This is a genomic window from Ruegeria sp. CDSB136 (genome assembly GCF_059610965.1).
The window spans coordinates 56,484-80,837 of record NZ_JBXWOP010000019.1 but is presented as its reverse complement, the minus strand read 5'-3'; the positions used below and the strand labels follow the sequence as shown (position 1 = coordinate 80,837).

At 60.4% G+C, this 24,354-nt stretch carries 32 protein-coding genes; 13 read left to right on the top strand and 19 right to left on the bottom strand.

The window, feature by feature from the left end; translation table 11 throughout:
* Positions 1–27: 27 nt before the first annotated feature.
* From AC2FIR_RS19125 to AC2FIR_RS19115, 3 genes are all read left to right on the top strand, one after another.
* Complete coding sequence (locus AC2FIR_RS19125; protein WP_480891048.1) at positions 28–1,575, top strand: trimethylamine methyltransferase family protein; 1,548 nt, start codon at positions 28–30, stop codon at positions 1,573–1,575.
* Positions 1,576–1,637: 62 nt separating this feature from the next.
* On the top strand, positions 1,638–2,369 hold the full coding sequence (locus AC2FIR_RS19120; protein WP_496747251.1) for an SDR family NAD(P)-dependent oxidoreductase: 732 nt from the start codon (positions 1,638–1,640) through the stop codon (positions 2,367–2,369).
* Positions 2,366–3,103 (top strand): SDR family NAD(P)-dependent oxidoreductase, encoded by a 738-nt coding sequence (locus AC2FIR_RS19115; RefSeq protein WP_496747249.1) that lies wholly within the window; start codon positions 2,366–2,368, stop codon positions 3,101–3,103. Before AC2FIR_RS19120 ends, AC2FIR_RS19115 begins: the two co-directional genes overlap by 4 nt.
* Before the next feature lie 6 nt (positions 3,104–3,109).
* On the opposite strand, the gene AC2FIR_RS19110 is transcribed toward AC2FIR_RS19115, so the two are convergent.
* The 4 genes from AC2FIR_RS19110 to AC2FIR_RS19095 are packed head-to-tail and all read right to left on the bottom strand — an operon-like array spanning position 3,110 to position 7,582.
* On the bottom strand, positions 3,110–4,450 hold the full coding sequence (locus AC2FIR_RS19110; RefSeq protein ID WP_496747247.1) for an NAD(P)/FAD-dependent oxidoreductase: 1,341 nt from the start codon (positions 4,448–4,450) through the stop codon (positions 3,110–3,112).
* Positions 4,447–5,943 (bottom strand): aldehyde dehydrogenase, encoded by a 1,497-nt coding sequence (locus AC2FIR_RS19105; RefSeq protein ID WP_170612037.1) that lies wholly within the window; start codon positions 5,941–5,943, stop codon positions 4,447–4,449. Before AC2FIR_RS19105 ends, AC2FIR_RS19110 begins: the two co-directional genes overlap by 4 nt.
* A gap of 3 nt (positions 5,944–5,946) precedes the next feature.
* Positions 5,947–6,864, bottom strand: a complete 918-nt coding sequence (locus AC2FIR_RS19100) for a dihydrodipicolinate synthase family protein (RefSeq protein ID WP_170612036.1) — start codon at positions 6,862–6,864, stop codon at positions 5,947–5,949.
* 7 nt (positions 6,865–6,871) lie between these two features.
* Positions 6,872–7,582 carry a GntR family transcriptional regulator gene (locus AC2FIR_RS19095; protein WP_170612034.1) on the bottom strand — a complete coding sequence of 237 codons (711 nt, stop codon included), beginning with the start codon at positions 7,580–7,582 and terminating at the stop codon, positions 6,872–6,874.
* A gap of 172 nt (positions 7,583–7,754) precedes the next feature.
* Here AC2FIR_RS19095 and AC2FIR_RS19090 point away from each other — a divergent pair, with 172 nt between their 5' ends.
* On the top strand, positions 7,755–8,705 hold the full coding sequence (locus AC2FIR_RS19090) for a GlxA family transcriptional regulator (RefSeq protein WP_496747245.1): 951 nt from the start codon (positions 7,755–7,757) through the stop codon (positions 8,703–8,705).
* A gap of 322 nt (positions 8,706–9,027) precedes the next feature.
* Here AC2FIR_RS19090 and trmD read toward each other — a convergent pair whose 3' ends face one another.
* The 13 genes from trmD to AC2FIR_RS19025 form a co-directional block, all read right to left on the bottom strand.
* The gene (gene trmD / locus AC2FIR_RS19085; RefSeq protein WP_170612030.1) at positions 9,028–9,843 is read right to left on the bottom strand and encodes a tRNA (guanosine(37)-N1)-methyltransferase TrmD; all 816 of its coding nucleotides are present in this window, start codon (positions 9,841–9,843) and stop codon (positions 9,028–9,030) included.
* Positions 9,840–10,655: a hypothetical protein gene (locus AC2FIR_RS19080; RefSeq protein ID WP_170681613.1), complete on the bottom strand. Its 816-nt coding sequence runs from the start codon at positions 10,653–10,655 to the stop codon at positions 9,840–9,842. Before AC2FIR_RS19080 ends, trmD begins: the two co-directional genes overlap by 4 nt.
* Positions 10,655–11,158 carry a ribosome maturation factor RimM gene (rimM, locus tag AC2FIR_RS19075; RefSeq protein WP_170612026.1) on the bottom strand — a complete coding sequence of 168 codons (504 nt, stop codon included), beginning with the start codon at positions 11,156–11,158 and terminating at the stop codon, positions 10,655–10,657. The genes AC2FIR_RS19080 and rimM overlap by 1 nt, the downstream gene beginning before the upstream one ends.
* A complete protein-coding gene (locus AC2FIR_RS19070) occupies positions 11,151–11,300 on the bottom strand; it encodes a hypothetical protein (RefSeq protein WP_170612024.1) in 150 nt (49 codons plus the stop codon). The genes rimM and AC2FIR_RS19070 overlap by 8 nt, the downstream gene beginning before the upstream one ends.
* A gap of 4 nt (positions 11,301–11,304) precedes the next feature.
* On the bottom strand, positions 11,305–11,940 hold the full coding sequence (bluB, locus tag AC2FIR_RS19065; RefSeq protein ID WP_496747242.1) for a 5,6-dimethylbenzimidazole synthase: 636 nt from the start codon (positions 11,938–11,940) through the stop codon (positions 11,305–11,307).
* 13 nt (positions 11,941–11,953) lie between these two features.
* Positions 11,954–12,343 carry a 30S ribosomal protein S16 gene (rpsP, locus tag AC2FIR_RS19060; RefSeq protein WP_170612020.1) on the bottom strand — a complete coding sequence of 130 codons (390 nt, stop codon included), beginning with the start codon at positions 12,341–12,343 and terminating at the stop codon, positions 11,954–11,956.
* 66 nt (positions 12,344–12,409) lie between these two features.
* Complete coding sequence (locus AC2FIR_RS19055) at positions 12,410–12,706, bottom strand: chorismate mutase (protein ID WP_039541590.1); 297 nt, start codon at positions 12,704–12,706, stop codon at positions 12,410–12,412.
* Positions 12,703–13,242, bottom strand: coding sequence for a GNAT family N-acetyltransferase (locus tag AC2FIR_RS19050; protein ID WP_496747241.1), 540 nt, complete (start codon positions 13,240–13,242; stop codon positions 12,703–12,705). Before AC2FIR_RS19050 ends, AC2FIR_RS19055 begins: the two co-directional genes overlap by 4 nt.
* The gene (locus AC2FIR_RS19045) at positions 13,239–13,775 is read right to left on the bottom strand and encodes a GNAT family N-acetyltransferase (protein ID WP_170681594.1); all 537 of its coding nucleotides are present in this window, start codon (positions 13,773–13,775) and stop codon (positions 13,239–13,241) included. The genes AC2FIR_RS19050 and AC2FIR_RS19045 overlap by 4 nt, the downstream gene beginning before the upstream one ends.
* Positions 13,772–14,323: a GNAT family N-acetyltransferase gene (locus AC2FIR_RS19040; RefSeq protein ID WP_496747238.1), complete on the bottom strand. Its 552-nt coding sequence runs from the start codon at positions 14,321–14,323 to the stop codon at positions 13,772–13,774. The genes AC2FIR_RS19045 and AC2FIR_RS19040 overlap by 4 nt, the downstream gene beginning before the upstream one ends.
* Positions 14,320–14,877 carry a GNAT family N-acetyltransferase gene (locus tag AC2FIR_RS19035; protein WP_496762890.1) on the bottom strand — a complete coding sequence of 186 codons (558 nt, stop codon included), beginning with the start codon at positions 14,875–14,877 and terminating at the stop codon, positions 14,320–14,322. Before AC2FIR_RS19035 ends, AC2FIR_RS19040 begins: the two co-directional genes overlap by 4 nt.
* On the bottom strand, positions 14,874–16,379 hold the full coding sequence (ffh, locus tag AC2FIR_RS19030) for a signal recognition particle protein (protein ID WP_496747235.1): 1,506 nt from the start codon (positions 16,377–16,379) through the stop codon (positions 14,874–14,876). Before ffh ends, AC2FIR_RS19035 begins: the two co-directional genes overlap by 4 nt.
* A gap of 162 nt (positions 16,380–16,541) precedes the next feature.
* The gene (locus AC2FIR_RS19025; protein WP_496747233.1) at positions 16,542–17,060 is read right to left on the bottom strand and encodes a hypothetical protein; all 519 of its coding nucleotides are present in this window, start codon (positions 17,058–17,060) and stop codon (positions 16,542–16,544) included.
* Between the two features lie 88 nt (positions 17,061–17,148).
* Between AC2FIR_RS19025 and AC2FIR_RS19020 the strand changes: the two genes are divergently transcribed.
* A complete protein-coding gene (locus tag AC2FIR_RS19020; protein WP_496747231.1) occupies positions 17,149–17,679 on the top strand; it encodes a prolyl-tRNA synthetase associated domain-containing protein in 531 nt (176 codons plus the stop codon).
* 160 nt (positions 17,680–17,839) lie between these two features.
* Here the strand turns inward: AC2FIR_RS19020 and AC2FIR_RS19015 are convergent, their stop codons facing one another.
* Positions 17,840–18,421: an FMN-dependent NADH-azoreductase gene (locus AC2FIR_RS19015; RefSeq protein WP_170825217.1), complete on the bottom strand. Its 582-nt coding sequence runs from the start codon at positions 18,419–18,421 to the stop codon at positions 17,840–17,842.
* A 119-nt stretch (positions 18,422–18,540) separates the two neighbouring features.
* Here AC2FIR_RS19015 and AC2FIR_RS19010 point away from each other — a divergent pair, with 119 nt between their 5' ends.
* Genes AC2FIR_RS19010 through AC2FIR_RS19000 form a run of 3 tightly spaced genes read left to right on the top strand, consistent with a single transcriptional unit; the run spans position 18,541 to position 20,828 of the window.
* Positions 18,541–19,419 carry a LysR family transcriptional regulator gene (locus AC2FIR_RS19010; protein ID WP_496747229.1) on the top strand — a complete coding sequence of 293 codons (879 nt, stop codon included), beginning with the start codon at positions 18,541–18,543 and terminating at the stop codon, positions 19,417–19,419.
* Positions 19,416–20,354, top strand: a complete 939-nt coding sequence (locus AC2FIR_RS19005; RefSeq protein ID WP_496747227.1) for a DMT family transporter — start codon at positions 19,416–19,418, stop codon at positions 20,352–20,354. Before AC2FIR_RS19010 ends, AC2FIR_RS19005 begins: the two co-directional genes overlap by 4 nt.
* A gap of 60 nt (positions 20,355–20,414) precedes the next feature.
* A complete protein-coding gene (locus tag AC2FIR_RS19000) occupies positions 20,415–20,828 on the top strand; it encodes a universal stress protein (RefSeq protein WP_170612001.1) in 414 nt (137 codons plus the stop codon).
* Positions 20,829–20,834: 6 nt separating this feature from the next.
* On the opposite strand, the gene AC2FIR_RS18995 is transcribed toward AC2FIR_RS19000, so the two are convergent.
* Positions 20,835–21,167: an ArsR/SmtB family transcription factor gene (locus tag AC2FIR_RS18995; RefSeq protein ID WP_170619201.1), complete on the bottom strand. Its 333-nt coding sequence runs from the start codon at positions 21,165–21,167 to the stop codon at positions 20,835–20,837.
* An 83-nt stretch (positions 21,168–21,250) separates the two neighbouring features.
* On the opposite strand from AC2FIR_RS18995, the gene AC2FIR_RS18990 reads away from it, so the two are divergent.
* The 5 genes from AC2FIR_RS18990 (at position 21,251) to AC2FIR_RS18970 (ending at position 24,351) form a co-directional block, all read left to right on the top strand.
* Complete coding sequence (locus tag AC2FIR_RS18990) at positions 21,251–22,162, top strand: DMT family transporter (RefSeq protein ID WP_496747225.1); 912 nt, start codon at positions 21,251–21,253, stop codon at positions 22,160–22,162.
* 184 nt (positions 22,163–22,346) lie between these two features.
* Entirely contained in the window at positions 22,347–22,679 is a 333-nt protein-coding gene (locus AC2FIR_RS18985; RefSeq protein WP_170611995.1) for an AtpZ/AtpI family protein, read from the top strand.
* 2 nt (positions 22,680–22,681) lie between these two features.
* Positions 22,682–23,440: a F0F1 ATP synthase subunit A gene (locus tag AC2FIR_RS18980; RefSeq protein ID WP_170328351.1), complete on the top strand. Its 759-nt coding sequence runs from the start codon at positions 22,682–22,684 to the stop codon at positions 23,438–23,440.
* Between the two features lie 48 nt (positions 23,441–23,488).
* Entirely contained in the window at positions 23,489–23,713 is a 225-nt protein-coding gene (locus AC2FIR_RS18975; protein WP_005981269.1) for a F0F1 ATP synthase subunit C, read from the top strand.
* Positions 23,714–23,799: 86 nt separating this feature from the next.
* Entirely contained in the window at positions 23,800–24,351 is a 552-nt protein-coding gene (locus AC2FIR_RS18970; RefSeq protein ID WP_170611991.1) for a F0F1 ATP synthase subunit B', read from the top strand.
* Positions 24,352–24,354 lie beyond the last annotated feature (3 nt).

Sequence of the window (24,354 nt, the reverse complement as noted above, 5' to 3'; positions counted from 1 at the left end):
TGTCTAACAAGATTGGAGGATTGCCCCATGAACATTCGTACCGCAACGCGCTCGGGCGGACGCTCGGCCCGCCGCGCCAAGCGAACCGCGCCAAACTTTGAGATGTTGCCCGGACTGACCCGGGGCATCCCGCTATGCGAGGTGATGGACGGCGCCCAGGTTGAGCGCATTGACAACGCCTCGATGGACATTCTGGAAAATGTCGGAGTGCAGTTCCGCGACCCCATTGCGCTGGAAGACTGGAAAAAGGCCGGTGCCAGGGTCGAGGGAGAGCTGGTCTATCTGGATCGCGGATTGGTTCGTGAACTGATTGCCACAATCCCTTCGGATTTCACCTACCATGCCCGCAACCCGCAAAAGAACGTGCGGCTGGGTGGCCGGCATTCGATCTTCGTGCCGATGACCGGCGCGCCGTTCCTGCGTGATCTCGACGACGTGCGCCGCAATCCGACGCTGGACGATCTGGCCATGTTCCACAAGCTGAGCCACATGATGCCTGCGCTGCATTCGTCGGCCCATCATATCGTGGAACCCTACGATCACCCGATCAGTCAGCGCCACCTGCGCATCACCTATTCTTCGATGAAACATTCGGACAAGACGTTCATGGGCATGACCACCAGCCCCAAAAACGCCGAGGACGTGATGGACATGTGCGCAATCCTGTTCGGGGAAGAGTTCCTTGAGGATCACCCCGTCACCACCGGCAACTGCAACGGCAACTCGCCACTGGTCTGGGACGAAACTATGCTGGGCGCGATGCGTGCCTTCTGCCGCCGCAAGCAGCCGGTACTGTGCTCGCCCTTCGTGTTGGGCGGTGCCAACACGCCCGCCAGCGTACCCGCGACCGTCGCGCAGCTGAACGCCGAGGCGCTGAGCGCGCTGGCCTACACACAGGTGATCCGCAGGGGCGCGCCCGCGATTTACGGCCACTACCTGTCAACCGTGTCGATGAAATCCGGCGCACCGATGGCGGGCACGCCCGAAATCAGTCTGATGAATTTCATGATCGGTCAGATGGCGCGGTACTACGACGTGCCGTGGCGTACCTCAAACACGCTTGGCGGGGCCAAGACCTTCGATGCGCAGGCCGGTTACGAATCTGCCACGACCCTGCAGGCTGTGATCCATGCCGGGGCCAATTACATCTGGCACTCGGCAGGCTGGAACGAGGCCGGGATGCACTGTTCGGTCGCCAAGTTCATCGTGGATGCTGAACAATGCGCCATGGCCTATCGCATGGCCGAAGGTCCGAAATGGCACGATTTCGATCAGGCTCTGGCTGCGGTGCCGGATGTGGGGCCGGGCGGTCACTATCTGGGTCATCCGCACACACAGGACAATTTCCAGACCGCGTTCTTCATGCCCGAAATGTTTGACAACAATTCGATCGAGCAATGGACGGCTGAGGGCGAGGTTGAGATCACCGAACGCGCTCTGAACCACGCCCGCAAGCTGCTGGCCGAATATCAGGAGCCCACGCTGGATCTGGCCAAGAACGAGGAACTGCTGGACTACATCGCGCGCCGCGAACGGGAAATACCGGCAGCGGACGAACTGAACCAGACGTATTGATGATCTCTCCCCCCACTGGCCCGCCTGAAATTGGCGGGTCTTTTTTTGATCGGGAAATTGAAATGGAAATGAATGGAAGAAAGGCGCTGGTTACTGGAGCTGCCGGAGGGATCGGCGCAGCAATTGTCCGCCAATTGCGGCAGGCCGGCGCGCAAGTTGCCGTGGCGGACAGAGCAATTGACGGGATCGAGGCCGAAGCCCACCTGCCCGGTGATCTCAGGGACGCTTCGTACAGCGACGCGCTTCCCCAAGCGGCCGCGGACCTTCTGGGCGGGCTGGACATCGTGATCAACAATGCGGGCGTGATAACGCGGGGCACCGTCACCGAAACCACGGATGATGACTGGTCACTGTCCCTGGGTGTCAATGTCGAAGCACCGTTCAGAATCTGTCGGGCCGCGATTCCGATCCTGGCCCAATCGGGGGGCGGGGCAATCGTCAATACGGCATCGTGCTGGGGCTTGCGGCCGGGGCCAAACCATGCGGTTTATTGTATGACCAAGGCGGCCATCGCCTCGCTGACGCAGTGCATGGGAATGGACCACGCGCATCAGGGCATTCGCATCAACGCGGTGTGCCCGAATGAAGTGAACACGCCCATGCTGCGGTCCGGTTTTGCAAAACGCGGGTTCGATCCGGATACTGCCGTGGCCGAATTGGGGGCGACGGTCCCCCTGGGACGGATTGCCGAGCCTGATGACATCGCAGATGTCGTTCTGTTTCTTGTCTCGGACGCGGCGCGTTATGTCTGCGGCACATTGGTTGAGGTCAACGGAGGTAAGCCAGTCACATGAACCGATTCCAAGGCAAGGTGGCCCTCGTCACCGGTGGCCGCAGCGGTATCGGCCGTGCCATCGCGGTCAGGCTGCAGCAAGAAGGTGCGCGCGTCCTCACGGCCCAGCGTGGGGCGGACACCGAATTTGAAAGCATCGCTGCGGATTTCACCAGACCTGACAGCCCGGCGCAGGTGATCGATGAACTGATTGCGAAGGCCGGGCGCCTTGATGTTTTGGTCAACAATGCAGGAATGATGCAGGAAGCCTCGGTCGAGGACATGAGCCTGGGTGACTGGCAGCGGACCCTGACGGTCAACCTGACGGCACCGTTTCTCATGATCAAGGCCGCCTTGCCGCACCTGCGTGAAACGCACGGCAACATCGTCAACACCGGCTCGATCGAAGGTCTGGGTAGCAACCCAGGGCACGCGGCCTATGGGGCGTCCAAGGCCGGACTGCACGGGCTGACCCGCGCGGTCGCGGCCGATCACGGGCCCGAGGGCATCCGGTGCAACGCAGTCGCGCCGGGTTGGATCGACACGGACCTGAACGAGGATTTCATCGCCTCGATGCCGGATCCCGAAGCATTTCGCCGGAATATCGGGCGCATCCACCCCGTGTCCAGAACCGGAGCACCGAAAGAGGTTGCGGCCCTTGTCGCATTTCTGGCATCAGATGACGCGGCTTTTGTCACCGGACAGGTCTATACCGTCGACGGCGGACGCATGGCAATGCTCAGCCTGCCGGGATAGGGCAGATCATTCCTTGCCTGACCGCCATTCCTTCCACATCAGGTAGGTGTTGGCGCCCAGCGAGGCGAAGGGCTCGGGTGGCAGGCGCGGCAGCTCCGGTTGGGCCAGAAAATGACTGGCAATGTCCGACCCGCCCTGCAGGATCAGCTCGGCAATGCCCATTCCCTGCAATGTCGCGCGGGCAATGCCCAGCCCGTTTTGGCAACAGGCGGAATAAACCCCGTCGTCCCGTTCGCCAAAAGCGGCCGCGCCATTGCGGCTGAGGCACAGCATTCCGGCCCAGCGGTGTTCCATTTTTACGTCCGGCAAATGCGGAAATCTCTCGCGGAACTTGCGGTCATGCACCCAGCCCGCATTGCGCAGGCGCATGTTTGTCGTCTCGATCGAAGGATGAAAGCTGGAACAGGTCCGGATCAGGATCCGGTCGCCATAACTGCCCGAGATGCGCCGCACGGATGTTCCCATCGGATCCGCCGGTGTCACCGACCAGCGCGATTGCCCACCCAGTGTTTTGATCTGAGCGTCGGTCAGAGGCGCTGACAGTGACGCGTAAAGGCAAATATGCATCAACCGACGTTGGTAGAACCCAAAGCTTTCGACATGCCCGTTGTTGGCCAACACAATCCGTCCGGTCGTCACCCGGGCTTTTGGGGTCGTGACAACCCAGCCGTTTCCCTGTTTTTCAAAGCCTGTAGCCGGCGAGTTTTCGAACACATCAACCTGCCCGGCCAGATGTGCTGACAAGGCCCGGACATAGGCTGCGGGGTGGATCATGACAGTCCCCGGCGCAAACAGGCCCGAGGTGTAATGTGGACTGCCTGTCAGTTCCTGCATCTGTTGCTGATCGAAAAGGGAGCAGGGTTCGCCCAGCCGTTCCAGATGCGCGGCATATTCGCGGTTGTGCAGATCGCCTGACGGGGTGGCAGCGGCGTTGAATTTGCCGCAGGGATCGAACACCTCGTCGGACAGGACACAGTCCTCGGCCACCTGCTGCGCAAAAGCGATTGCCTTTCGGTTCAGCGCGATGGTGGCCCTGTCGGCCTCAAGCCCGTCGCCCGCGTAATTGTCCGAGGCCAGATCATGCGGCAAATCGATCATGAAGCCCGAATTCCGCCCGGCTGACCCTTCCGCGAACCGCCCGGCCTCAAGCACGGCAATCTTCAGGGAAGGATCAAGCTGGTGCAGGCGTCGCGCCGTGCTGAGGCCCGCAAACCCGCCGCCAACGATGGTGATGTCAGCGCTCAGGTCCTGTTGCAGCTCAGGAAGCGGTGTCTGAGCGGGCAGAATGGCATTCCACCCCGCCGCGCCGGTTTGGCGCGGCAGCCGTTTTGCTTCGTACCGGCTCAATCCACTGCCTCGTCCGCATCGTCGGCCAGATCGATCCAGATTGTTTTTAACTGGGTGTACTGGTCGTGTGCGTGGACCGAGTTGTCGCGGCCACCAAAGCCCGACTGCTTGTATCCCCCGAATGGTGTGGTGATGTCGCCTTCGCCAAAGCTGTTCACCGTGACTGTTCCCGCCCGGATTGCCCGCGCGCCACGAATGGCGCGTTTGGCATTGGCCGTGAAGATCGAGGCGCACAGACCATAATCGGTGTCGTTGGCGATCTTGATGGCCTCATCAAAGCCCGACACTTCGATTACTGACAGAACCGGGCCAAAGATTTCTTCCCGTGCCAGGGTGGCGTCGTTGCCGGGGACTTCGACGACCGTGGCTTCGACAAAACCCTTGTCCGCCTTGCCCCCAATCACGACGCTATCTGCCTGATCCAGATAGCTGCAAACCTTGTTGTAATGGCCTTCGCTGACCAGCGCACCCATGCGGGTTTCCGGGTCCAGCGGGTCGCCGATGTTCCATTGTTTGGCGTGATGGGCGATGCGCTCCAGCAGCTCGGCCTTTACATCCTTGTGCACGATCAGACGTGACGAGGCAGAGCAGTTCTCACCCATATTCCAAAACGCGCCATTGACCACGTGCGCCGCCACGCGGTCGAGGTTTTCGGCATCCTCCATCACGATAGCGGGGTTTTTGCCGCCCATCTCCAGCACCACTTCCTTGGCGTTGCTTTCGGCCGAATAAGTCAGGAACCGCTTGCCGGTGGCGGTGGAGCCGGTGAAGGACACCATGTCGATATCCATATGCCGCCCGATGGGCTCGCCCACGTCGGCGCCGCCACCCGGAACGATGTTCAGAACACCGCGTGGCAGTCCGGCCTCCATCGCCAGTTCGGCCAGGCGCAGCGCGGTCAGCGTGGTTTCTACCGCCGGTTTCACCACGACCGAACAGCCCGCCGCCAAAGCAGGCCCGATCTTCCACGCCAACATCAGCAGCGGGAAGTTCCACGGCAGCACCAAGCCCACAACACCGATCGGCTCACGCACGACCATGGCAATGTGATCGTCGCTGGCAGGGCTGACCTGATCGTAAATCTTGTCGATCGCCTCGGCATGCCATTTCAGGCAGTGGATGGTTTCAGGCACGTCCACGGTTTCGCAGTCATAGATGGTCTTGCCGCTGTCGATGCTCTCCATCACCGCCAGTTCGTGGGCGTTGCGCGTCATCAGCTTGCAAAGCCGGATCAGCACGTCCTTGCGCTGGGACGGGTGCAGTTTCGACCAGCGCCCATCGTCAAACGCCTCGCGCGCCTTTTCGACGGCAAAATCCACGTCCGCGGTTCCGCAGGCCGCGATATCGGTCAGCTTTTCGCCGGTGGCCGGGTTTGCGGTCTCAAACGTCTTGCCGGACATCGCCGGGCGGAATGCGCCATCTATGAACGCGCCGGTCGGCAGCTCCAGATTGGCAGCAATGGATTTGTATTCGTCCCTAGTGAGCAATCCCATGCCTTAACCCTCCGCCACAATGTCTGCGATTTTTTGTCTGAGAACACGCGTCACCTGTTCCAGCGCGCGCTTGTCGTCCTTGTTGAGCCCCTTCAGCGGAGGCCGCATCGCGCCCGCGTCGATCCCGTTCATGGTCACGCCATGCTTGATGGTCTGGATAAACTTGCCGCCCTGTTCCAGCACCCGCATCAGCGGCATCATCGCGGACATGATCCGGCGGCCCTTGGCAAAGTTGCCTTCGATCACACAGGCGTTGTAGAGCGCAACATGCTCGGCAGGCAGGAAATTCGACCCACCACAGACCCAGAACGGTGCACCCCAGGCAAAGAACTCGAGCGCCTGATCGTCCATGCCGCATCCCAGCTGGATATGCGGATAGTCCCGCGCCAGCAGGTGGACCCGGTTGATATCGCCCGAGCTTTCCTTGATGCCGCAGATATTTCGGCTGCGGCCGACGCGGTCGAGGAACTCTTCGCCCATCATCGTGCCGGTGCGATGCGGATAGTTGTACAGCATCACCGGCAGGTCTGCTGCCTTGTCGATGGCCAGTGCGTTCAGCGCGTTTTCGCGGTCGGTCGGTACCGAATAGGGCGGGCTGGCCAGCAGGATGGCATCTGCGCCAATCTCGCGCGCGCCCGCGGCCAACGCAATGGAATCCGGTGTCAGCATCGCACCGGTGCCGACCACAAGCGGCAACCGGCTTTTTAACTGCTCATGCGTGAATTTTGCCAGCTCAAGACGCTCGTCAACGGTCTGCGCATAGTTCTCGCCGGTCGAGCCGCCCGAGATCAACCCGTGCACACCATGTCCGATCAGGTATTCGATCACGTCGGACAGGGCGTCCCAGTTGACCTGGCCATCTGCGTGGTAGGGGGTTACGACAGGGGTGTAGATCCCCTCAAATCTGAAAATCGGGTTCATTCCGTCCTCATGCAGGTTTCGACAGGGGCGGGGCACCCATCGGGACATTCAGCGCCTCAGGCATCACAAAAAGTTCGATCTGATCGCGCGACAGGTTCCAGTGATCGGTCGCCAGCTGCGAAGCAGCCACTTCATCGCGCGCTTCGATGGCGGCGATGATAGCGTCATGCTGGCGGCTCGCCTCGGACAGGTTTTCGGTCATTTCAACGCTTTGGGGGCGATAAAAGGTCATACCGATGCGGGCGTGATCGATCAGCAGCCGGTTGAACGACGGCAGCAGATAGACATTCGCCGACATCTCGCCGGTCACTTCGTGAAAGCGGTTGTTGGCCAAGGCACGATCCTCGGGCGACCCGGTCCGCAATGCCTCTTTGAACTTTTGCTGCGCCACCTTTAGGTCATCGATCTGCCGGGGCGTTGCGTTCAGGGCCGCCAGACGCAGAATTGCCCCATAGACCATCGGCGCGGCCAGAAAGAAGTCGCGCAGGGTGGTATAGGACATCTCGGACACGCGCGCGCTGCGGTTGGTGCGCAGATCCAAATACCCTTCGCCCGCCAATTGCCTGAACACCTCGCGCAGCGGGGTCCGGGACAGGCCAAAGGCATCCGACAGATGCGCCTCGTCAAGATCGGCACCTGGACGCAGGCGCAGGGTCAGAATGGACACCTTCAGGTGCTCCCTCAGGTCTGCCTTGCGTGATTTGCCGTCTTCTTTCATCCCAAATCCTTTGCCAAGCCCCGATGCATACCCTTGCGAATCGCGTGGGCGCCGAGTAGCTGGCCGATTTGTATTCGATAAAAATACAACTTGTATACAGTAAAAAATAGTGCAGCATCACCTAAACTTCGCCACGGGGTCGCAGGCCGACGCCCAGCAAACGGAAACCGACATGCAGCAGACGCAGCACATCACCTTCATATTGGTTGAGGAATTTTCGCATCTGGCGTTTTCATGTGCCGTCGAGCCGCTGAGAATCGCCAATCTGGAAAGCGGTAAAGACCTGTACGAGTGGTCCTTTGCCTCGGAACATGGCGAACAGGCGGTATGTTCAAACGGGTCGGTGACGCTGGTCCATTCCAGGCTGGATAAACTGCCCAAGGCTGATCAGTTGTTCGTCTTGTCCGGTATTCACATGCGCAAACACGTCACGCGCCCGTTGTTGGCTGCATTGCGTCGCGAGCGTGCCCGGGGAACGCGGATCGGCGCGCTGTGTTCAGGCGCCTGGGTGCTGGCCGAGGCCGGTTTCCTGGACGGAATGCAGGCCGCCATTCACTGGGAATACCACGACGCGTTCATGGAAGCCTTTCCCGAGGTAAATCTGGTGCGCAGCGTGTTTACGGCTGACGAAAAGCACATCACGGCATCGGGTGGCACCGCCACTGCGGACCTGATGCTGCACCTGATCGAAAAGGAACATGGCCGGGAACTGTCAGTCGCCGTTGCCGATCAGATGGTCTACAACGCGGTGCGTAATGCCACCGCAAGACAGCGCGTTTCGCTCCAGTCCCGCAACGGGATGCGAAACGCCCATCTGGCCAGGGCAATACGGATCATGCGCGACAGTATCGATGCACCGGTTTCGCCCTCGCAAATCGCCGGAGAAATCGGGATTTCCGCACGCCAGTTGGAGCGGTTGTTCGGGAAATACCTGAACACGTCCCCCAAGAAGTACTACATGGAGCTGCGCCTGGAACGGGCCCAGAATCTGCTGCTTCAGACCGAGGCCTCGGTCACCGAGGTTGCGCTGGCCTGCGGGTTCGAAAGCCCCGGGCATTTTTCGCGCGTGTACAGATCCAGTTTTGGCGTAACCCCGCATATGCAAAAGACAAAAATCAACTGATTACAAACAACGGCCGCTGCGCCTCGGACGGAATGGAGAGGATAATTGGGCGGGGGGAGCCTCATGACCAGATGACAATCAGACCGGTCAGGCGCTCACCCCCTGACCCTGCCCAGTTACCCCCTCGTTAAAACTGTACTGGTCAAATGGCAGGCAGGATTGATTGTTTTTGTCTCAGGAAAGGGGCGCAACTATTGCCAGATCGTGTCAGTTCTATGTAATTTTTTGTCGTATTTCTTCGAACTGTGGCATCCTCTTAAGAAATGCAGTCAGAAATTGAATAAATGGCCTTCGTTTCGCGCACGCAGTTGGGCGAGACGGGTCACTCCGCTTCAGAATCGCCGCTCTTGGATTTGCTGTAGCTCTCCCAGATATCCGGACGCCTGTCCCGAGTCAGCTTCTCGGCCATGCTGTGACGCCATTCAGCGATTCGGCCATGGTGTCCGGACATCAGAACGTCGGGGATCGGCCGCCCCTTCCATTCGGCGGGGCGGGTATATTGCGGATGTTCCAGCAGCCCCGACGAAAAACTCTCATCCTCGGTCGAAGCCTGATTGCCCAGCACGCCGGGGATCAGCCGGACAGTCGCGTCAATCAGGGCCTGTGCTGCAATCTCGCCCCCGGTCATGACGAAATCACCAAGCGAAACCTCCTGAACGCCGTAATGCTCCAGCACCCGTTCATCGACACCTTCGAAGCGGCCACACAGCAAGGTCATGCCCTCACATCGCGCCAGCGATTGCATCATGGCCTGGTTCATCGGCCGGCCGCGCGGGCTGAGGTAGATCAGGGGCCAGTTGCCCTGAACGCCCGCCATCGCGTGTTCAATCGCCTCGCCCAGAACATCCGGGCGCAGGACCATTCCGGCCCCGCCGCCGGCCGGCGTGTCATCGACATTGCGGTGCTTGCCGACCCCAAACCGGCGCAGATCGATCGTTTCCAACTGCCACAACCCCTCTTGCAGGGCTTTGCCGGTCAGGCTTTCGCCCAACACGCCGGGGAAGGCCGATGGGAACAGCGTGATGATCCTGGCTTTCCACACGCCATGCAGATCGGGTGTCGGCGTTATCAATTCGCGAGGTTTCAGCGTGGGCCGGATCGCCTTGCGGCCATGGGATTTGTTGGGCTTGTCAGTCATGGGGTCCCGTAGATCTCGTCCTGCACAGATTCGATGATCGCTGCTTTCTGACGGGTCAGCGCGGCCTCGTCCAGTCGTGACCGGTTCAACGCCAGAAGCTCGGTCAATGTGTCTTCCGGCAGGCTGGGATTGACCTTGTTCGGCGGTACAATCCGGGCGGTTTTGTCTCGTGACAACCTGAGGAACTCTGCAAATGGCGCACCAGGGCCAAAACGGCGCTGTAGCATGTCTTCCAGCCATTCCGACTGCACGGTGACCGATGGCAGCTTGTCCCGAATGCTGTTCACTGTGTCTTCAAGCGAGGGCAGTTGATCAAGGTTGGAACGGAAGGTTTCGAAATCCTGCACCATCCGAGTGCGTTGCAAATCATGCGCCCACAGGCTGCGCAGCCATGCGCCGCGCTGGCGCAGCGACAGATAGAGCGTTATGTCCAGATCCTCTCCGACCAGCCGCTGTCGGATCGAATCGACGATACACGCGGCCAGATCCGGGGCCGCAGCGTAGCCCTGACTCAGGTTGCGGCTGGGACGCAGGCCGCTGAAATTCTCTTCGCTCAGGATCAGCCCGCGTTTGGTTCCGAATTCCAGTGTATCCAGAAACTCGCGCATCTGGCCGCCAAACTCGGCCAACGTTCCCACTGTCCCATAGACCGAGTGACGGGTGGCCGCACCGGACAGCCCTGTCTTGCGGGTCTTGTAAGGCAGCACCAGCGCGAAATGGGGCCAGATCAACTCGCGGTTTTCATACAGGAAGGACTGTGCCGCAGTGGTGCCTGTTTTGTGCAGACCCAGATGCAGCATTATTCGCCGCATTACAGCAGACCCTCCGGCGGGTCGGCGATGATACGCCCCTGATCCAGATCGACCGTCGGCACGACCTCAAGCGTGAAGGGCAGCAGAACCGTGGTGTTCATCCCCGGCCCCTGCAGTTCCAACAGGTCTGCCGCGCCATGGTTCTGCACCGATTTCACCCGGCCCAGAAGCGTGCCGCCGGTGTCATAGACCTCAAGCCCGATCAGGTCCGTATGATAAAACTCGTCATCCGGCAGCGAGGGCAACTGGTCGCGCCGCGCAAACAGGCGCAGACCCTTGATCGCATCGGCCTGTTCCTTTGTTTCAATTCCACCCAGCCGCGCGGCAAAGCCGTTCTTGATCGTCCGGGTCAGCACAAGCGGGTACCGCTCCGCGCCGCTTTCGTCGGTCAGCGGAGAATATGATTCGATGTCTTCGGGGATCGCGCAGTAGCTTTTCAACCGCACTTCGCCCCGCACGCCGTAAGACCCGGCGATACTGCCTACACAGATCAGATCAGTCATTGGACCCTTCCACCGTCACACAAACTCCGTCCTGCCAGTCTCCGCGCGTGGCACAGGCGTCGCGCTGATTGCTGCGTTCGAAAAACACGCCGACAATAAAAGCGATCATCAGCAGGATGGGAAGCCGCATCAGCCCAAACATAAGTCTATCGCACCTCGACGGTCAGACTGTCCTGACGGTTTTCCCAACCGGCACGCTCCAGTTCCGGCGTGTCTGACAACGTCTCGGGCCAGCCGATGCAGAAATACCCGATCAGGCGCCAGCTGTCCGGCACTTTCAGGTCCTGCGTCAACCGGTCGGGGTCCAGAATGGACACCCATCCCAGCCCCAGCCCCTCGGCCCGAAGGGACAGCCAGAACAGTGTGATCGCGGTGACCACGGAATACCGACGCATTTCGGGCATCGTGCCTGCGCCCAGCCTCAGACCCTTGTCCGTGGCATCGTCGCAGAAGACAGCCAGTTGCACAGGGGCCTCGCGCATGCCCGACAACTTGAGGCTGCTGTAAAGCTGCGCCTTCTCGCCGGAATATCCGGCAAGGGCCTCGGCATTCGCGGTCTGGAAATTCTCAAGCGCCGCAGTGCGGGCTTTATCGCTTTCGACGCGGATCACGCGCCAGGGTTCGCTCAGCCCCACCGATGGGGCCAGCCGAAACGTGTCGAGGCAGCGCGTCAGCACTGCCTCGTCCACGGCATCGGTGCGGAACCGGCGCACATCGCGCCGGAGCCGCATCAGCAGATCGAACTGCGTGCGGAAATCATCACTGAAGGTCTGATCCTGCACGCGCCCGCCTTGCTTATTCTTCAGCAGCAGCTTCTTCAGTCGGTGCGGCAGCGGCTTCGGCAGCTTCAGCAGCCTTTGCAGCTTTCTCTTCCGCGCGCTCCTGGGCTTTCTTGCCCGGGGTACCCTTATTGGGGTTGTTGCGCTCGGCCTTGTCACGTGCGCCGGCTGCTTCCAGCATGCGTGCGATACGGTCGGTGGGCTGAGCACCCTGGTCCAGCCAGTACTGAATGCGCTCCATGTCCATTTTCACGCGCTCTTCGCTGTCTTTCGGCAGCAGCGGGTTGTAGGTGCCCAGTTTCTCGATGAAACGGCCGTCGCGGGGCATGCGGCTGTCAGCAGCCACGATGCGGTAGAAAGGACGCTTTTTCGAGCCGCCGCGGGCGAGACGAATTTTCATTGCCATGGTGGTATCTCCTTTGAATGGCATCACGCCAACGGCGTGTCTTGTGAAAGCCGGGACAATCCCGGTTTAGTTCTGGTGTTTCTTATGGTGTCGGATGACTTCCTGAATGATGAAGTTCAGGAAAGCCTTGGCGAAATCGGGGTCCAGATCGGCCTCTTTTGCCAGGTCTTCTAACCGTGCGATCTGCGCAGCTTCGCGCGAGGGATCGGACGGGGGAAGGTCGTGTGCGGCCTTGAGCTTTCCAACGGCCTGCGTGTGCTTGAACCGCTCGCCCAGCGTATAGACAAGGATCGCGTCCAGCCGGTCGATGCTCTCGCGGTGATCCTTCAGCAACGCAGCAGCCTGTGTCACGGGGTTGGTCATTGGCCGGTCCTTTCGGAGGTCATTGGGTCAATCTGCGGGTGGCGCCAGATCTGGGCCTTTTTGCCCAGCAATTCACCGTCGCGCTCGTAGGTGGCCCCAAGCCGCTCGGCCAGGGTGCGCGAGCGGTCGTTCGCGTGGGCAATGTAGGAAATGACGCCGTTCAGGCCCTGGTGCCGCGCCGCATAGGCACGGGCCGCGTTCGCAGCCTCATAACCCAGACCTTTGCCTTCGGCCTCGGCCATCAGGGTCCAGCCCAGTTCGGGTTCGGCCCAGCCGGGGACATCGATCATACCGGCCCATCCCACGAAGGCGCCACTGGCCTTTTCGGTCAGATGCCACAGGCCATAGCCTCTCAGTGCCCAGTGCCCCAGCCGGCTTGCCAGTGAACTCCAGCAGGCGAATTCATCCTTGGGTCCGCCAACCATATGACTGCGTTCGGTCGCAAAGAATGCGGTCATTGCGGGCAAATCACCCAATTTGGGCGCCCGCAGGATCAGGCGCTCGGTTTCAATCGAAGGGATGGTGAATGTCGTCATGCGAGCCCCTCCGAAATCTGGTCGGGGCCGGGATGGCGGTACACCAGTTCGGTGCCGTGCGAGACGTTTTCGAAACTGCGCTCGTACTGCGCGCCCAGCCGTTCGGCCAGTGCGATCGAGCGCTCGTTACCCGGAAAGATATTCGAGCTCAGCGTTTCGAACCCCAGAACCTCATAGGCATAGAGGCGCGCCTCTTGAGCGGCCTCATGGGCATAGCCTTTGCCTTCGCTTCCGGCGAACATGACCCAGCCCAGTTCCGGTTCGGGCCAGCCTTCCGGCGACCACAGTCCGACAAAGCCCACGGGCTGGCCGTCATGTGTTTCAACGGTCCAGAAGCCATAGCCGTGCAGAACCCAATGGCCGATCATGCTGGCAAACCAGCGCCACGCCTGATTTCGGTCCAGCGGTCCGCCAAAACCCCAGCTGCGGTCCTTGTCGGCAAAGAAATCCGCGACATTGTCGAAATCCCGCGCCTCGGGTCCGCGCAGGATCAGGCGTTCGGTTTTCAGGGTAGGAATGCAGAGGTCTATCATGCGTAGGCCTCCATCCCGCCATTCAACAGATCAGCCGGGGCAGGGTGCCGCCAGATTTCGGTTTTGCCGAATTTGGGGTGGTCATAGTGATATTCGAACTGCGCCCCCAGACGTTGGGCCACCGCCTTGCTGGCGTGATTATCCAGATCGATCAGCGAAATCGCCGTTTCCCACCCCAGCACGTCATAGGCATATGCCCGAGCGGTCAGCGCGGCTTCGGTCGCATAGCCCTTGCCGGTGGCGTGGTTCATCAGCGTCCAGCCGACCTCGGGCTCGGGCCAGCCTTCCGGACACCAAAGACCGATCCGCCCGACATAGGTGCCGGTGTCCTTTTCATCGACACTCCAGTACCCGTAGCCGCGCAACGCCCAATGGCCCACAAGCGAGGCGACCAGACGCCATGTCTCATCCCGGCGCAGCGGACCGCCGACATATCGCGCGGCATCGCTGGCGAAAAACGCTGTATCGGCGTCAAGATCCGCTTCCGACGGCGCACGCATAATCAGGCGCTCAGTCTCAAGGGTGGGTATGGCCAACGCAAGTGTCATGCCTGCACCTCGCCATAACGCCAGACATGCTGATCCGCGCCAATCGCGTGCTCTGCATTCACGTCCCGCACAGCGCCCAGCCGTTTGGCAAGTGCATTTGATCGGGTGTTGGATGCCGACACATAGCTAACGAAGCAACCCGATCCGAGAAGATCAAAGCCGAAATCGCGAACCGCGGCACAAGCTTCGGTCGCATAGCCCTGCATGCGATGATCGGCTGAAAACAGATAGCCAAGCTCGGGTTCCTGATCGTCCCATTCGAGACCCAGAACGACAAAGCCAATGGCCACTTCCTGATCTCTCAATGCGGCCGTGAACAGGCCATGGCCATGCAGGAGCCAGCCGGATGAATAGTACGAGAACTCGGTCCAGGCTTCCTGATCGGTATCGCCAAAGCTTTCCTTGCAGATCGCTGTCCATACCGGCAGATCATTCAGGGTAGGAGCACGCAGAACCAGCCGCCGGGTCTCAAGGACCGGCAGAGCCGCGCGATACTGCGCTGCTGCCATCGCCGCCTTTCCGGACGGGGGCTGGGTGCAGCGTGCTGGCGTCACTTTTTCTTTCCGAACCCGCTCAGCCCCGGGGGCAGAGCCATGCCGCTGCCCATGCCTGGCATTCCGGGCATCTTGCCGCCCATTGCCTTGGCGGCCTGTTCCAGCGCCTTGGGGTCCATGCCAGCGGCCATTTCTTCGGGCGAGGGGCCACCTTTGCCGAACATGCCCTTCATGGCTTGTTTCAGCATCTTGCCTTTGCCCATCTTGCCCATCTTTTTCATCATGTCCGACATCTGCCGGTGCATCTTGAGCAGCTTGTTGAGGTCGCTGACCTCCATCCCCGAACCGGCTGCAATCCGTTTCTTGCGGCTGGCCTGCAGCAATTGCGGGTTGGCGCGTTCGCGTTTGGTCATGGATTGGATCAAGGCGATCTGCTGGCGCAGGATCTTGTCGTCCAGACCGGCCTGATCCATCTGCTTGGCCATTTTGCCCATGCCCGGCATCATGCCCATCATGCCCTGCATGCCGCCCATCTGGATCATCTGCTCCAGCTGCATCTTCAGGTCGTTCATATTGAACTGACCTTTGACCATGCGCTTCATCATGCGCTCGGTCTGTTCCATCTCCATCGTTTCCTGGGCCTTTTCGACCAGAGCAACGATGTCGCCCATGCCCAGAATACGACCGGCGATCCGGTCCGGCTCGAAGGTTTCGAGCGCGTCCATCTTCTCGCCCAGACCGACGAAACGGATCGGCTTGCCGGTGACCGCGCGCATCGACAGCGCCGCACCGCCGCGCCCGTCACCGTCCATCCGGGTCAGGACCACGCCCGAGATGCCAACCTTGGCGTCAAATTCTTCCGCCACTTCAACAGCGACCTGACCGGTCAGACCGTCGACAACCAGCAGCGTCTCACGCGGGTCGACCACGTTGCGGACTTGCTCGACCTCGTCCATCAGCACTTCGTCGATATGCAGACGGCCCGCGGTGTCGAGCATGTAGACGTCATAGCCGCCCAGCGTTGCCTGCTGTTTGGCGCGCTTGGCGATGTCGACCGGCTTCTGACCGGGAACGATCGGCAGGGTATCGACGCCGACCTGAGTGCCCAGAACCGCAAGCTGATCCATCGCCGCCGGGCGATAGACGTCCAGCGAGGCCATCAGGACCTTCTTGCCCTCTTTCTCCTTCAGGCGTTTGGCGAGCTTACCGGTGGTGGTCGTTTTACCCGAGCCCTGCAGACCGACCATCAGGATCGGGGCAGGTGGGTTGTCGATCTTCAGCTTGCCGGGGTCTTCTTCGCCACGCAGGGTATCGACCAGTGCGTCATGCACGATCTTGACGACCTGCTGACCGGGGGTGATCGACTTGGTCACTGCCTGCCCGGTCGCCTGTTCCTGCACCTTCTTGACGAATTCGCGGGCCACCGGCAGCGAGACGTCGGCCTCAAGCAGGGCAACACGGACCTCACGCAGGGCGGTCTTGACGTCTTCTTCGGACAGAGCACCCTGTTTGGTCAGCCGGTCAAAGACGCCGGAAAGGCGTTCGGATAGATTTTCAAACATGCCTTCGGCCTCCTATGCCGTTTATCTGGTGGCACCTCCAAGGTAGGAAGCACCGGTTAAATGCACAATTGCCCCCACGGGCGAAACTCGCTGGTGGGGGGCGATCCCTGATCGACTCAAGGGACCGGAAGATCGAGAGGCTTCCGGATGTTTGAGGGGGCTTTAGGCCGATTGGCTGCCGGAGTCAACCTTGCGGGTCGGCAACCAGTCGTTAACGGCGTCAACCATTCGGTGTGATCCGCGCCCGCTGGCATAGGCTTCGACAATCGGGTGGCGTCCAGCGCTCATTCCTTGGTTCAAAATCAGCACCGGTCGGTGAAGGTTGGAAGACCCGTTTTTGCCGGATGATCGCGTGGTTTCGATCTCTGCGTGGGACAGGTCCGACAGCTTGTGCTCGACAGTGTCATAGCCAAAGACGGACTGACGGCGGATCAGGATACTGTTGGTGCGGCGGTCCAGTATGACCTGTACGCGGCGGACAAACGCGCAAAAGGCACCGAACCCCATCCCGCCACCGAACAGGGCGAAGAAGATACCGAATATAATCCCCTCGCCGCCTCCGCTGACCATGAACAGGCCGGCGCCGACAAAGGCGAGGATGAAGAAGACCAGAGAGATGCCAATAAACCAGGGCGTGTTGGACAGGATCAATTGGTCCGGGGTATTGCGCGTCACCTTCATGGCGGCACGCTAACACCGAATTCTGGCACTGTCGTGGCTTGAATTCATCGCCATGTTGCGCCAAGAGCGCGCCAAACAGGACGTTCCCATGGACGCATCATTCGCCTTTCAGGACACACTACCGCTCAGCTCTGACGCGTTGCTGGCGCAGTTGGATGATTGGGGGTTGTCCTATCGTCTGCATACCCACGTGCCACTGCGCACGGTCGAGGAGTCTCAGGCGGTCGAGGACCAGTTCATGATGCCGGGGGAAAATGCACTGCGGCTCAAAAACCTCTATCTGCGCGACAAGAAAAAGCGGAACTATCTGGTGACGCTGGAGCAAAACCGCGAGATTGATCTCAAGGCGCTGGGCGCCGAGCTTGGTATCGGGAACCTGTCCTTTGGCTCGGCGGATCGCCTGATGCAGAACCTTGGCATCCGCCCCGGCGCGGTCAGCCCGTTGGCGATGATCAATGGCGTTCAGAACAACGTTCGGTTTTTCATGGATGGCGCCGCGCGGCAGGCCGATGTGATCTACCTGCACCCGCTGGTGAACGACCGGACTGTGGCAATGGCGCGCGCCGACCTGATGGCGTTCTTCGACAGGATCGGCTGCCAGGTCACCTGGCTGCCCTGAGCGCAGGCCCGACGGCGCGGGCTTCCGGCAAAGGAACTAGGGAACAGAAAAAGCTAAGGGTTTCTTGCGGCGGGCTCGCGGTTTCTGCCCATCAAAAAATGTCCGGCCTACGCTTTTTGGACGAAGGCCGGACGTCTCGTTTGCGGCGGGCGACGGCCGGTCAGGCTGCCAGTTCCTGAACCGCCTTGTGGGCGTTGCTAAGCGATGTTTCGGCGTCCAGAGCCAGTTGGTCGGCAGCAACGACATCGACGTCATGGATGCCGACAAAGCCCAGCACATGCTTGGCATAGTCGGTGGCAAAGTCGATCTCGGAGCCGACGGCAGTACCGCCCGAAGCAATGGCCAGAATGGCGCGCTTACCGTCCAGCAGGCCTTTTGGACCGTTTTCGGAGTACGAGAAAGTAAGCCCGGCTCTGGCAACCAGATCGATCCAGGCTTTGAAAGCGGCCGGAACCGAAAAGTTGTAGATCGGCAGGCCAATCACGATGATGTCGGACTGCTGAAGTTCGTTCACCAGTTCGTCCGACAGGGCCAGTTGGTCACGCTGGACCGCGTCACGCTGATCGGCGGGGGTGAAGTTGGCATTGATCCAGTCTTCGGTCAGCAGCGGCAGCGGCGAGGCCAGGTCGCGGCGGATGATGCGGCCGGCCTTCAGGTGGTTGACGATCCGGTTTGACAGGTCGCGGGTGGCGGATCCTTCGCGGCGGGCCGAGGCGTCGATATGCAGGATGGTCTTGGTCATGTCAGGGTGTCCTATTGATGTGGAATTCGCGTCTGCCGCCAATATGAGCGTTGCGTGGGTGAACAAAACTCTGATAAGCCAACAGTCATTGTTGGAATTTGCACAGTGGATTTGATGCAGTGGACAATTGGGACGAAGTCAGAACCGCCTATCAGGTGGCGCGCATGGGCACCGTCAGTGGCGCGGCAGAAGTTTTGGGTGTGCATCACGCGACCGTCATCCGTCACATCGACGCGATCGAGGCACGGCTGGGGGTAAAACTGTTCCAGCGTCACGCGCGCGGCTATACGGCAACGGATGCGGGCGAGGATCTTCTGCGCGTCGCACAGGCGACCGAAGATCAGTTCAATCAGCTGGTCGGGCGGATGAAGGGGCGTGGCGACGACGTATCGGGAGAGCTGGTGGTAACGTCGCTGGCCTCGCTGGCGCCGCTGGTCGTTCCCGCCTTGACCGAGTTTCAGACTGCCCATCCGGGCCTGATCGTGCGTTACCTCACCGGCGACCGGCTGTTTCGGCTGGAATATGGCGAAGCGCATGTGGCCATTCGTGCCGGCGCCGCCCCGGATCAGCCGGACAATGTGGTGCAGCCCTTCATAAAACAGGAGGTGGGGCTTTATGCCAGCAACTCTTACGTAGAGCGGCATGGCAAACCGGCAGGTATCGAGGATTTCGCTGACCACTTTTTTGTCAGCACCGACGATGAAAACAGCCGTGCTCCGTTTTCGAAATGGTTGCGCGCGACAGCTCCGGCGCAAGCGATCACCTTTCGCTGCACCAACAACTTCTGCATGCGCGAGGCGGTTCTGTCCGGTGCCGGTATCGGCTTTATGGCCCGGTGGGAAGCATCGCGCGACCCGGAACTGGTCGAGGTTATGGAACCGCTGCCCGAATGGTCGGGCAAGCTGTGGCTGGTCACGCATGTCGACCTGCACCGCACAACGAAAGTTCAGGCGTTTTTGTCCTTCCTCAAGGAGCAGGCCAAAGGCTGGCAGCCGTGACGTTTCAGGCCCGCGGCCATCTGGCGATGCTTGTGTTTTCCATGCTGGTGGCCGGCAGTTTCTCGCTGGGCTCACTCATAGCAAACCAGATTGCGCCTTCGGCGATCACGGCGGCCAGGTTCGCCATTGCGGCACTGGTGATCGGTGCCGTGGCGATGGCGACAACCGGCCTGCCACGCAGCGCCGCGCGCGCACCCTGGCGGTATTTCGTGCTGGGCGGGCTGTTCGCCACCTATTTCGTGCTGATGTTTTACGGCCTGAAAACCGCACCCCCGGTCGGCGCTGCTGCGGTGTTCACCCTGACACCGGTATTGTCCGCCATCGCGGGTTGGTTTCTGTTGCGCCAGATCACCACGCCCCGCATGGCGCTGGCCCTGGCGGTTGGGGCCGTCGGGGCGCTTTGGGTGATATTTCGCGCCGACTGGCAAGCGTTCCGGGCCTTCGAGATCGGCGGCGGAGAGATCATCTATTTCTGGGGTTGCGTCGCACATGCGGTCTACACCCCGATGATACGCCGCCTCAACAGGGGTGAACCCGCCGTGGTCTTCACCTTTGGCACCCTGGTTGCGGGTTGCCTGATCCTGACGATCTACGGCTGGTCCGACATACGGGCGACGGATTGGGCAAACCTGCCTGCCATTGTGTGGATCGGGTTGCTCTATGTCTCGCTTTTTGCCACTGCCGCCAGTTTTGTGCTGGTGCAGTTTGCCTCGCTGCATCTGCCCTCGGCCAAGGTGATGGCCTATACTTATCTGACACCCAGCTGGGTCATCCTGTGGGAGATCGCGCTGGGCAACGGCACCCCAGTTGCACTGATCCTTGTGGGCGTGGTTATGACATGTGTCGCGCTTTTGATGTTGCTGAGGCCGGAAGAACCCGCAGGCGCAGCGCCTGCGACGGACACGGACGCAAATCCGGGCAAAACCGGCCCTTGAGGCAGATCAAGGTACATATATTCGAATTTCTCCATGCTTTTGGGCAAGGAGGAAATCATCATGTACAACCACATCATGTTCCCCGTCGATCTGCATTTGCCGCCCGAGGTCCGCAAGGCGGCAGACGTCGCCGCGCAGGTCGCCCAATGGCAAGGGGCCAGGATCACCATCGTCAGCGTGACAGGAACCCAACCGGGCGAACCCGGTCAGTCCGAGGCGGCCATCAATCAGGACCTGCAGGATTTCGCCAGTGAACTGGCCGAGAAAAGCGGTGCCGAAGTGGCGTTCCGCAATATTCATTCCGTTGATGTCGGCGCTGAACTGGACGGTGATCTGACCCGTGCAGCCGACGAGATCGGCGCAGACCTGATTGTGGTGGGCACCCATGCCCCCCGGATCATGGACTATATCTTTTCAAGCCACGCCGGCTATCTGGCAAAACATGCCAGCGTGTCGGTGTTTGTCGTCCGGTAAGCTGGTTTAGTCCTCGGGCGTGGGCAGTTCAATCTCCAGAAATCGTTCGAACGCATCCAGGTTGACCGGTTCGAACTGCCCGAAGCCCTGCATCCAGACGGATGCCGCCCGCAGCGCATCGGGTTCCAGCTTGCACCATTTCACGCGGCCCCGTTTTTCCTGCGAGATCAGCCCGGCCCTGGTCAGGATGACCAGATGCTTCGAGATCGCGGCCAGCGACATCTCGAACGGCTCAGCCACGTCTGTGACCGCCATATCATCCTCCAGCAGCATCGCCAGAATGGCGCGCCTGGTCGGGTCGGCGAGGGCAGCAAATACGGTGTCGAGTTGGTCGGACATTTGTCTTTCCTAATACGCCGCATCCGGTTTGACAATTTCCGCCAAACCGTCACTGTGCCCCGGCGACCGGACGGGGGAATGCAATGGCACTCAGATACTGGCTGGTTATCAGCATCCTTGGCATCGGCTGGGGCATGTCCTTCATGTTCAACGCCATATTGCTGCGGGAACTGGGGCCGCTTTCGGTGTCGATGGGCCGGGTCGCCTTCGGTGCGCTGGGGTGCTGGGTTTACGTCGCGGGCGCCCGCCTGCCGGTTCATCTGACCACAAGGAGGGCGCTTGGGCTGTTGGGCTTTGGTGCGCTCAGCTATGCCGGACCATTCGCGTTTTACGCACTGGCACAACAGCATATCGCCTCAGGCGTTGCCGGGATCGTCAACGCAACGACACCTGCCTTTGCTGTCATCGTCTCGCATTACTGGCCGGGTGGTGAGCGCGCGACATGGCTGAAATCTCTCGGGGTCGTCTGCGGCTTTTCTGGCATTGTGCTGCTGTCATTGCCTGTACTGCGCGCCGGGGCGACGTCCGAGTTCTGGGCCATCCTGCTGACCGTTTGCGCCCCGATCTGTTATGCGTTCTCCTTCAATCTCGCGCGGGCTTTCCGCGACATGCAACCCGTGGTGCTGGTTGCGCTGGCCCTGACAGGTGCGACGCTGGCCATCACACCGCTTGCGCTGTGGCAGGAAGGGCTGCCACATGTGACGCGGACCGAGACATGGCTGTCGCTGATGATGATCGGATTTGTTCTGACCTCGGCCGCCTTTATTGCCTTCTACTGGCTGTTGCCCAAGGTCGGACCCACCAACATGTCGACCGTGACGCTGGTTGCACCGGTCTCGGTGCTGGTGCTGGGAACTTGGGTGCTGGGAGAGGTGCTGCTGCCCGAACATCTGATGGGCATGGCGGCGATCCTGCTGGGCCTGTTGCTGATCGACGGGCGTATTGTTCGGCGCTGGCGGCTCAGGGTGCAGGACAAAGATCAACCAACAGGTTGAATATGCGGAATCCGGCATTTTGCCGGGGATTGGGCAATTCGCGACGATCATGCGGGATTCTAATTTGAAAATATTATTAATAATAACAGTAACTTGAGTGGCAAAATGCTGACCCTTCAAGATCGTTGACTCTGCGCCCCGTGCGCCTTAGCACCATGCCCAAGACTGTGCGAGGAAAACGCCCGTGACCGATGACGACCAAAAGCAGCGTATGGCGCAGCTGGAGGCCAAGATCGATGCGGCGAAAAAGGCCAAACAGCCAAAGGCCCGCGCAGATGCTGACATTTCCGGGGGCGAGCTTGCCTGGAGGATGGTCATCGAAATGGTATCCGGTCTGGGGATCGGATTTGGCATCGGATACGGGCTGGACAGCCTGCTCGGGACGATCCCGATCTTTCTGGTGCTGTTCACATTGCTGGGCCTTGTCGCGGGCGTGAAGGTTATGCTCCGCAGCGCGAAAGAGGCTCAAGAGAAACAAGCGGCGGCGACGGCTGCCGAGAAGGACGAGAGGGACTGAACGTGGCGACTGAGACCACCGCAGCAGAAGGCAGCAGCCTGGTATTCCACCCGATGGACCAGTTCATCGTCAAACCGTTGTTCGGCGACGGTGCGGTGGGCATGTTCACAGTCACCAACGTGACCTTGTGGCTGTTTTTCGCGGTGCTGGCTGTTGCGGCTCTGCTGGTTCTGCCTACATCGAAACGCGCGATTGTGCCCAGCCGGATGCAGTCGATCGCCGAGCTGACCTACGGCTTCATCTACAAGATGCTGGAAGACATCTGCGGCAAGGAAGGCGTCAAGTTCTTTCCCTATGTCATGACCCTGTTCATGTTCATCGTCTCCGCGAACTTCCTGGGCCTGATCCCAACCTCGTTTACAACCACGTCGCACTTCGCGGTCACCATCCCGCTGGCGCTGGCCGTGTTCCTGACCGTGACCATTCTGGGTTTCGTCAAGAACGGCGCAGCCTTCCTGGGCCTGTTCTGGGTCTCGAGCGCGCCGCTGGCACTGCGCCCCATTCTGGCGATCATCGAGCTGATCTCGTACTTCGTGCGCCCCGTCAGCCACTCCATTCGTCTTGCCGGTAACGTCATGGCAGGTCACGCGGTTATCAAGGTGTTCGCGGGCTTTGCCGCGGTTGCCGTGATTTCGCCCGTGTCCGTTCTGGCGATCACCGCAATGTACGGCCTCGAGGTCCTGGTGGCCTTCATCCAGGCCTACGTATTCACCATTCTGACCTGTGTTTATCTGAAAGATGCGCTGCATCCTTCGCACTAAGGTCCGATACCCCAACATCGAAACTTCCAATTCGTAAGGAGATACATCATGGAAGGCGATCTCGCACACATCGGCGCAGGCCTGGCAGCAATCGGTTCCGGCGCAGCCGCAATCGGGGTGGGCAACGTTGCAGGCAACTTCCTGGCCGGCGCCCTGCGCAACCCTTCGGCGGCTGCATCGCAGACCGCAACCCTGTTCATCGGTATCGCATTCGCAGAAGCCCTGGGGATCTTCGCATTCCTGGTCTCGCTGCTGCTGATGTTCGCCGTCTAATCTGCGGAACCTGATCCTTACGCGCAGGTGGGTCCAAGCCATAGCGGCCCACCTGTTGTAAAGACAACGTTCCGACGGAGGACATCATGGCGACTGAACCCATTAGCGAAGAAGTAGTTGGCTCGTGCGTCGACTCCTATGGCTCAGCCATCGGGATGCCGCAGCTCTGCTTCGATTGGTTCCCCAACCAGATTTTCTGGCTGGTCATTACGCTGGTCGTCATCTTTCTGGTCCTGTCCCGCGTGGCCTTGCCGCGCATCGCGGCAATCCTGGCTGAACGTCAGGGGACCATTACAAATGACCTGGCTGCGGCCGAAGATCTGAAGGCCAAAGCGGTCGAGGCTGAAGAGGCCTATAACAAGGCACTGGCCGATGCCCGTGCCGAAGCGCAGCGTATCGCTGCCGAAGCACGCGCGGAAATCCAGGCCGATCTGGATGACGCGATTGCCAAGGCGGACGCGGAAATCGCTGCAAAGGCGGCTGAATCGGAAAAGGCAATTGCCGACATCCGTGCAGGTGCGCTGGAAAGCATTCAAGTGGTTGCCAAGGATACGGCAGCTGAACTGGTTACCGCACTGGGCGGCGAGGCGGATGCCAAAGCCATCGACGGTGCAGTTGACGCACAGATGAAAGGATAAGTG

What these genes read in the sequence shown, in the direction of transcription:
- AC2FIR_RS19125 (WP_480891048.1), top strand. Translation starts at nt 28, where the DNA reads ATGAACATTCGTACCGCAACGCGCTCGGGCGGACGCTCGGCCCGCCGC.
- AC2FIR_RS19120 (WP_496747251.1), top strand. Translation starts at nt 1,638, where the DNA reads ATGGAAATGAATGGAAGAAAGGCGCTGGTTACTGGAGCTGCCGGAGGG.
- AC2FIR_RS19115 (WP_496747249.1), top strand. Translation starts at nt 2,366, where the DNA reads ATGAACCGATTCCAAGGCAAGGTGGCCCTCGTCACCGGTGGCCGCAGC.
- AC2FIR_RS19105 (WP_170612037.1), bottom strand. Translation starts at nt 5,943, where the DNA reads ATGGGATTGCTCACTAGGGACGAATACAAATCCATTGCTGCCAATCTG.
- AC2FIR_RS19100 (WP_170612036.1), bottom strand. Translation starts at nt 6,864, where the DNA reads ATGAACCCGATTTTCAGATTTGAGGGGATCTACACCCCTGTCGTAACC.
- AC2FIR_RS19095 (WP_170612034.1), bottom strand. Translation starts at nt 7,582, where the DNA reads ATGAAAGAAGACGGCAAATCACGCAAGGCAGACCTGAGGGAGCACCTG.
- AC2FIR_RS19090 (WP_496747245.1), top strand. Translation starts at nt 7,755, where the DNA reads ATGCAGCAGACGCAGCACATCACCTTCATATTGGTTGAGGAATTTTCG.
- trmD (WP_170612030.1), bottom strand. Translation starts at nt 9,843, where the DNA reads ATGACTGACAAGCCCAACAAATCCCATGGCCGCAAGGCGATCCGGCCC.
- AC2FIR_RS19080 (WP_170681613.1), bottom strand. Translation starts at nt 10,655, where the DNA reads ATGCGGCGAATAATGCTGCATCTGGGTCTGCACAAAACAGGCACCACT.
- rimM (WP_170612026.1), bottom strand. Translation starts at nt 11,158, where the DNA reads ATGACTGATCTGATCTGTGTAGGCAGTATCGCCGGGTCTTACGGCGTG.
- AC2FIR_RS19070 (WP_170612024.1), bottom strand. Translation starts at nt 11,300, where the DNA reads ATGTTTGGGCTGATGCGGCTTCCCATCCTGCTGATGATCGCTTTTATT.
- rpsP (WP_170612020.1), bottom strand. Translation starts at nt 12,343, where the DNA reads ATGGCAATGAAAATTCGTCTCGCCCGCGGCGGCTCGAAAAAGCGTCCT.
- AC2FIR_RS19055 (WP_039541590.1), bottom strand. Translation starts at nt 12,706, where the DNA reads ATGACCAACCCCGTGACACAGGCTGCTGCGTTGCTGAAGGATCACCGC.
- AC2FIR_RS19050 (WP_496747241.1), bottom strand. Translation starts at nt 13,242, where the DNA reads ATGACGACATTCACCATCCCTTCGATTGAAACCGAGCGCCTGATCCTG.
- AC2FIR_RS19045 (WP_170681594.1), bottom strand. Translation starts at nt 13,775, where the DNA reads ATGATAGACCTCTGCATTCCTACCCTGAAAACCGAACGCCTGATCCTG.
- AC2FIR_RS19040 (WP_496747238.1), bottom strand. Translation starts at nt 14,323, where the DNA reads ATGACACTTGCGTTGGCCATACCCACCCTTGAGACTGAGCGCCTGATT.
- ffh (WP_496747235.1), bottom strand. Translation starts at nt 16,379, where the DNA reads ATGTTTGAAAATCTATCCGAACGCCTTTCCGGCGTCTTTGACCGGCTG.
- AC2FIR_RS19025 (WP_496747233.1), bottom strand. Translation starts at nt 17,060, where the DNA reads ATGAAGGTGACGCGCAATACCCCGGACCAATTGATCCTGTCCAACACG.
- AC2FIR_RS19020 (WP_496747231.1), top strand. Translation starts at nt 17,149, where the DNA reads ATGGACGCATCATTCGCCTTTCAGGACACACTACCGCTCAGCTCTGAC.
- AC2FIR_RS19015 (WP_170825217.1), bottom strand. Translation starts at nt 18,421, where the DNA reads ATGACCAAGACCATCCTGCATATCGACGCCTCGGCCCGCCGCGAAGGA.
- AC2FIR_RS19000 (WP_170612001.1), top strand. Translation starts at nt 20,415, where the DNA reads ATGTACAACCACATCATGTTCCCCGTCGATCTGCATTTGCCGCCCGAG.
- AC2FIR_RS18995 (WP_170619201.1), bottom strand. Translation starts at nt 21,167, where the DNA reads ATGTCCGACCAACTCGACACCGTATTTGCTGCCCTCGCCGACCCGACC.
- AC2FIR_RS18990 (WP_496747225.1), top strand. Translation starts at nt 21,251, where the DNA reads ATGGCACTCAGATACTGGCTGGTTATCAGCATCCTTGGCATCGGCTGG.
- AC2FIR_RS18975 (WP_005981269.1), top strand. Translation starts at nt 23,489, where the DNA reads ATGGAAGGCGATCTCGCACACATCGGCGCAGGCCTGGCAGCAATCGGT.
- AC2FIR_RS18970 (WP_170611991.1), top strand. Translation starts at nt 23,800, where the DNA reads ATGGCGACTGAACCCATTAGCGAAGAAGTAGTTGGCTCGTGCGTCGAC.